The organism is Microcoleus sp. BR0-C5 (assembly GCF_036705045.1).
GTDB lineage: Bacteria > Cyanobacteriota > Cyanobacteriia > Cyanobacteriales > Microcoleaceae > Microcoleus.
In genome coordinates this window covers 1-6,124 of record NZ_JAUBTR010000142.1, presented here as the reverse complement: position 1 = coordinate 6,124, position 6,124 = coordinate 1, and the positions used below count along the sequence as shown (strand labels likewise).

At 43.9% G+C, this 6,124-nt stretch carries 5 protein-coding genes and 1 pseudogene; 4 read left to right on the top strand and 2 right to left on the bottom strand.

Annotated features, from left to right (window positions below; genetic code table 11):
• Positions 1–886: 886 nt before the first annotated feature.
• Positions 887–2,255, bottom strand: a pseudogene (locus QUB08_RS31080) (IS4 family transposase).
• Between the two features lie 523 nt (positions 2,256–2,778).
• Between QUB08_RS31080 and QUB08_RS31075 the strand changes: the two are divergent.
• The 4 genes from QUB08_RS31075 to QUB08_RS31060 all read left to right on the top strand — a co-directional run bounded on the left by QUB08_RS31075 (position 2,779) and on the right by QUB08_RS31060 (position 5,047).
• Positions 2,779–3,003, top strand: coding sequence for a hypothetical protein (locus tag QUB08_RS31075; protein ID WP_333230057.1), 225 nt, complete (start codon positions 2,779–2,781; stop codon positions 3,001–3,003).
• A 152-nt stretch (positions 3,004–3,155) separates the two neighbouring features.
• On the top strand, positions 3,156–3,404 hold the full coding sequence (locus tag QUB08_RS31070; RefSeq protein ID WP_333230055.1) for a hypothetical protein: 249 nt from the start codon (positions 3,156–3,158) through the stop codon (positions 3,402–3,404).
• 319 nt (positions 3,405–3,723) lie between these two features.
• Complete coding sequence (locus QUB08_RS31065; RefSeq protein ID WP_333230053.1) at positions 3,724–4,365, top strand: hypothetical protein; 642 nt, start codon at positions 3,724–3,726, stop codon at positions 4,363–4,365.
• Positions 4,366–4,423: 58 nt separating this feature from the next.
• Positions 4,424–5,047, top strand: coding sequence for a hypothetical protein (locus tag QUB08_RS31060; protein WP_333230051.1), 624 nt, complete (start codon positions 4,424–4,426; stop codon positions 5,045–5,047).
• A 113-nt stretch (positions 5,048–5,160) separates the two neighbouring features.
• Here QUB08_RS31060 and QUB08_RS31055 read toward each other — a convergent pair whose 3' ends face one another.
• On the bottom strand, positions 5,161–5,943 hold the full coding sequence (locus tag QUB08_RS31055; RefSeq protein ID WP_333230049.1) for a hypothetical protein: 783 nt from the start codon (positions 5,941–5,943) through the stop codon (positions 5,161–5,163).
• Positions 5,944–6,124 lie beyond the last annotated feature (181 nt).

The following is a 6,124-nucleotide window of genomic DNA, read 5'->3' as shown; positions in this document are numbered from 1 at the left end:
CCAGTAATCTCTTCAGGCTTGAATTTTTAAATTTTATAACCATCAATTCTATTTAAAGACCTGCGGAATGTGGGTTACAACAGTCGATCGACTCCCAACTATCAATGCTCGTTATAGTTCTCTACCTTATTCGTACAGGCAGTAATCTCTATTCATGGGGTGGATTATTTTTATCTCTGAAACATAAACTCGCCGTTTGTGATCACAAAAACATTGCTTGCTACCGATAGAGAACAGTCATAACCAGCCTCAACAAGCAAACGCACGAACAGCACAAAAAAGCAGCAGTTTGACCGAAAAAGTCAGGCATTTGCAGGATATTTTCAGGTAAATACAGGTAGAATGCAGCTCCTGCAAATACCTGCACTTGCCTGATTTTGTACTGCAAATACCTGACTTTATACTGCAAATCCCTGACTTTAGCTGACGCAACAATTAACTAATTTTTTAGCGTTTTTAACAAAATCCAAATTGATTTAATAGTCAAGTTCCGGCATCGGAATTGAATTAAAAATCAAGTTGAGCAAGTGTGAGAAAAGTGCCAGGCAGCTAAAATTTATGAAGCGATTTTGTAGCATAGCAGCCGTTATGCAAGTAATAAAGTTGAGGCTGGCCTGTCTGGTTTTTGCGCTCCGTTGAGAATGAAAACGAGACTTCGATAATAAGGCAAAATGTTGTTGTCAGACAAAGCTTTACAGTCGGGTTCAATTTTGTTGTCTGGCTAACTCTGCCAATCTATCGGGTAAAATGTTAGAGTCTGGCAGAGCTTGACAGTCGGGTAATAATTTACCCCCTGACCACGAGAGTCCTTGGTTTTTTAGGGAGTGACGGCGATAGCTGGATGCACTGAGCGAGTTATAGGGCAATGGCACTGAAAAAGGCTTAATCACACCCGCAGTTTAGCTTTCAAGACAGAGCGAGGTTCCTGCATTCGAGGATATGGTTTCGGCCTGCGTTTCAAAACTCTAGGTTCAGAACGCTCAGGTCGAATCGTGAGTAAATTAGTTGCCACCTGTTCCAAAAGAAATTGACGCCATTGTCGCTGTTGGCGTTTTCCTGTAGTTGCCAACAGCGTCAATAACAGATTAAACTGCTGCCTAGTTGATTGGAATGAGAGTTGAAAAACTGTATTTTTTGACGAAGATACAGCCTGCCACATAATGGTACGTAATAAAGTGTAGGCTAATAAGTGTGTCCAGATTTCTTTTCTCACCATCACCGGAGTTTTAGCTGTTAACATCTCCATTTTTAACGTGGTTTTGAGATAGCGTAAATTGACTTCTGCTGCCGACCAACGTAATCCATATAAAGAAGTCAATTTTTCAACAGTGTACCGCTTGGCATCTACCAATGTTGTCACTACAATGATACGCTCATCTCTGAAGCCACGGCGTTTAATTCGTAAGCATACTTCCCGGACGATGAAACTAGACGGCAATGCCTCGAATTCCTCAAGAGTCATGTGGTTGGGACACTGTTGGGGCTTATTCCACACGACTTTGTGGTCGCCAATTCCCAACTTTTTTCCCCGCCTAAAGTCAGTTTTACGGAGATGATTTTTACGGAAAACAGCATCTGCTTCTTGCTGTTTCACTAAAACTAAATCAACATAATTACCATAAGCTTTATCTGCCAATATCACATCGTCGGGGACTAAATTTGCATAAATCAAACGGCTCATCACAATCTCACTGCTTGCCAAGGATGCTATGCCAGCGGATACCACAGCCCCTGTTAGTAATGAAAAGAGTACCACTATTTTAGCGATGGGAAATCCACACCCAGCTTTTTGATTACTGTGTTGCGGATACTCGGCTTGATTAGCAGCAGTATCATTCATCAACACTGTTGTCCCATCTAGTACCCGCACCCGTCGTCCACACCATTGTTGTTAAGCGAGGAACTTCCTTTTCTAGGGCTTCTGCGACTATTGGTACTAACTGTTGAACGAGTTTTTCTGGTAGTCGCTTACGAGCTTTACTATATGCCCCGGTATCAGAAGAAGGAGACTTGACTCCGGCCGCACTCAACCACGTACTCATCCGCTTCACGGCTTGACTCAAACTTTTGTCGGGATCTAGTACCTGGGATATCATCGCCCACAAGGTTACTATCGGTGTGTAGATGCTTTGGTAGTAGGTGATCTTCTCCTTCGCTAGAAGCTCGCCTACTAACTCTTCTGGCAGCAGCTTCTCCCAAGGTGAGGCAACGCTCTGCAAAAATTGTTGTTTGAGAATGCACGCACGATTTGGCATTGCCGGGAGAGAGATATTTTGGTTTGTAAGGCAATTATCTATGTATATCTTGCCTTACAGATTTTTTTTGGCTCACTTTTTCAGTGCCATTGAGTTATAGGGCGGGTTGGCTCGGCTAATTAACTGATAACAACGTAGCGCTCGGTTACAGGTTATTGGAGGAGGTGGAGCTTCCCAAAAATCAAGCAGTTGCTGCACTGCAAGAGTTGGCCCCTATTCGCTCTCTCGAAGGTGCGATACTGTCGCGGGCCGCATCACCTTCGGTTGATTTAATCATCTAAACGTCTAGATGTCTGAGTGAGTAATTCAAGATTTATGCAACTGGTAACTCGTGATGAGCGCCTATAGCGAAGCTACCCCGTAGGAAATCGCCGTCAACCCCGACCTTAAGAAATCCGGTGTTGCCTAAATCAGGGTATGAGACAAATCCGTTGAAGCTCCAGAAGCTTTGTGGATACTGGTTTCTATGACTTGCATATTTAGCTTTTCATACCGTAAATCAGCAACGCCCTAAAAATTGCTGGTGAGTGAGCGTCTGGCGATCTGCGGTTTTGTAATTCCCCCGGTGCTGCTTCGAGATACCAGCGGAAACAAAGTTATAAGCGGCCACTTTCAGTACCGCGCCGCAGTTCTGGCACGCCAGCTAAATCCCAGAGCCGGCGAAACAATTCCGGCGCGAGTCCTTGAAATTGAAAATCAAGCGACAGCTTTGGCGCAAATTGGAATACTAAAACATAGAGCCGCTTAGACACTACAGCAGCAGTGCCAAGCTCAGCCCACCGTTCGCTTAAAAAAGGGTGGGGTAATTAAAGGACTAAGCCCATGAACAACAGCAACGACGACCTCGAATCCCTTATCCGCTCTGCCAGCCCGGAGGGCCACAGATCCGAATTGATTCCTGTGACCATCACCCCTGAGATGGCCAAAGGCTATCTCTCCTTCGGGGTGACGATGGCGAGGGAGATTGATGAGAGCGTGATTGACGATTATGCCCAGACGATGCGAGATGGCGAGTGGAAAGCTGGCTCGATACTGATTTTCTGTGAGAAATACAAAATCATTGATGGCTATTACCGATTAGCCGCCGTGGCCCAGTCAGGGGTAGCAGTGGAATTCTACCTAGTCAGGGGAGTGCCTAGCAATCTCTAATCCCAGTTGCCCCATCCGTTTTGCAGATGGGGCTTCATTTTTACCCGCTAGCTATCGGAAAATACTCCTAGCCGCTTACACAGCACAGCCCCCCCAGGGACAGAACCTATTTTTACCCCCAGCCATCGTAAAGCTATGTTATTGTAGACCGGGATGCGTTTGACCGGGGAGCGTTCAAGGCTCAAGGTGGAGGATTTGAGCGCTTAAACAAGACTTTTGAGGGGCGATTGGAAGAGATTTTGAGCCAAATTGCTAGCACGGTTTGGGAAGAGGCTAGCTAATTGATAGAACAATACTCAAAACGTAGGGAGTTCACGCCATGATAGAGGTGCAAAAGCTATATACAGAAATCGGCTTTCGAGTTTCGGGCGAACTGCTTAAACAATTACATGATTGGGAATATTTAGTCGATGAAATAGTTTTTAAAGAACAGCTAGCAACTGGTTCTTACAAAGGACGCTATTCAGTCGAGGGGTTTCTCCTAGAGATGATGAAACAGGCAGAGCAACAGGATAAAATCATGCCTTACTACGGCGCTGGGGGAAGTAGTGGAGCCTGTGCCTATAAATTTCGATTAAATGGTTCTAAATGTAATTTGAGAGTTGAACACTCTCTAACAGGTGATGCTTTAGATTTAGAGGCAGATATAAAGGAAGCGAATGCACTACTCGAAATGGTAAGAGAGCCAGAGATTCAGTTTTCTTTTTTGCCATATGTGACTGATGAGGAACTTGACCACCCTTGGACTGGAGAGCGAAATTCCATGCTTGTTTGTAAGATTGCGGGGCAGGAATATGAGACTTTAACACAGTGGAAAAACTGGAGCGATGAGCAAGCTCTTACACCCCGATATATTTATCAATTTGCTCAAGTGAGTCTGGGAGCTACAGGCTTTACCGTCAAACTTGAAGATACGGAAACAGGTGATGTGATTGATGCTACTGACTACGAGAATTGGTAGATTATAACTCTCTGTCATCACTCTAGGTAATAGTTCAAAATTTTTAAGGTCTTTTCTTATGGGTGGTCACATATATGATTGTTTTATTTACAATGAAGAAAACTACTTGTTACTTGAGATACAGCATCGCTTAAAGCAGCCAATTGATTGGATTGAAACTACATCAGAAGGGTATATATTTCCTGGTCAAGTAATAAGTGATTTTCTAGAGGATGAAGGATTAGAATTAGCCGACGTGATAGAGGGAAAAGGCTTAATTAGACCGGAAGACTATGGAATGCAACCGTGTCCAATGAGTTTGGCGAATCGATATTCTTATTCTATTTATGAAATTACTGATGAAGGATTGTTTTTGAAAGAAATGACCATGGGCGACGTTGCTGATGGTCATAAACCCCTACAAGGAGTTATGCCAACATTGCACCTAGGGCTGTCTTTCAAGGATAGCTTTATCTATAAAAATTTAAATATTTTTACTCCATTAACTGGAAGAGTTCTTTTATGTAAGGGTCTAAATTATTCATTTATTTCGTGTGGTCTTATACCCGATATTGCTTGCGAAACTCTTTTAAAAATGATTTTTGATAAGGGAAAATTAGTTTTAATTCAAGACCTTTCATTAGGTAATGGGATAGCGCGACATATGGAGATCCAAAGGCAAAAGAGTGAAGGTTCGGTCTAACAGCACCTAAAACCCTATCAGGGATTGAAACCGCAAATTGGCTGTAAACTTCTCTCTCTAGTTTACAGCCGGAAATAACCTAAATGAGGTGAGGAATTGAACTATTTTTGGAATTAGATTCTAGGTGTCACAAATGCAATGACCCCTGCTCCATGCTCGTGATTCCTCCCACCGCTTACTGCTATTTGAGAGGAAAAAGGTTCTCCACTGGTTAGCCCGAAAGTGCTAGGCAGAACCCAGGCCCCATTGCTTGAACTATTCCCACTGAAGCGTGCGTGTTCTCGAGCGCTTTGAACCGCAGGTAGGAGGAGAGTGGCCTCAACTGAACTGACCTCAGTGAATTCTGACACTGCTTCTTGACTGCGCTGAATCGCGGAGAGTCTCGGGAATCCGGCGAAAGAAAGTTCATCGTTTAAGGTGTCAGTGAACGCCACGCCCAAAGGTCTGAGTTGCTTAAGTTTTTTTTCTGTTTCACCGCTAGGCTCGGAGTTACCCTGCCCAGTTAGGATGTCGTTACCTCTGCTCTCGGTTGACTCTCCTGTGGCGTTGGCAATAATTAGGTTTTTTAGAGTAACCTTTGTTGAATCATCAACTGGACTACTTTCACTGGTTAGCGAAACCTTATAGGGAAGGGGAGTGTTCGTAACTAGACTGGCACTACCGACTATCGTAAGATGCACACTGGCAAGCGCACTAGCCCCATCGCTTTCTGCTACTTCGGAGGAAAGAACTTCACCCTCTCTGGTGTCAGTGAACGCTGGGCTTGGATTAGTTGCTGGGAAAGGGATGGGGGTATTTGCAAAAATAGGACGAACTCCGGTGGCACTCTCAAGTAGGGTATCCTGACTCTCACTGTCGGTTGATTCATACTCTGAATCAGCAATGGTATCTTTCAAAGAGTCAGACTCGGAGTCATGATTACTGCTCTGCAGCACAATATTCCTATTACTTCTTGGCATCAACATTGCTTATTTCTCCTAATTACTTGTAATTTTGTGTTTCAACCCACATTCCGCAGGTCTTTAAATAGAATTGATGGTTATAAAATTTAAAAATTCAAGCCTGAAGAGATTACTG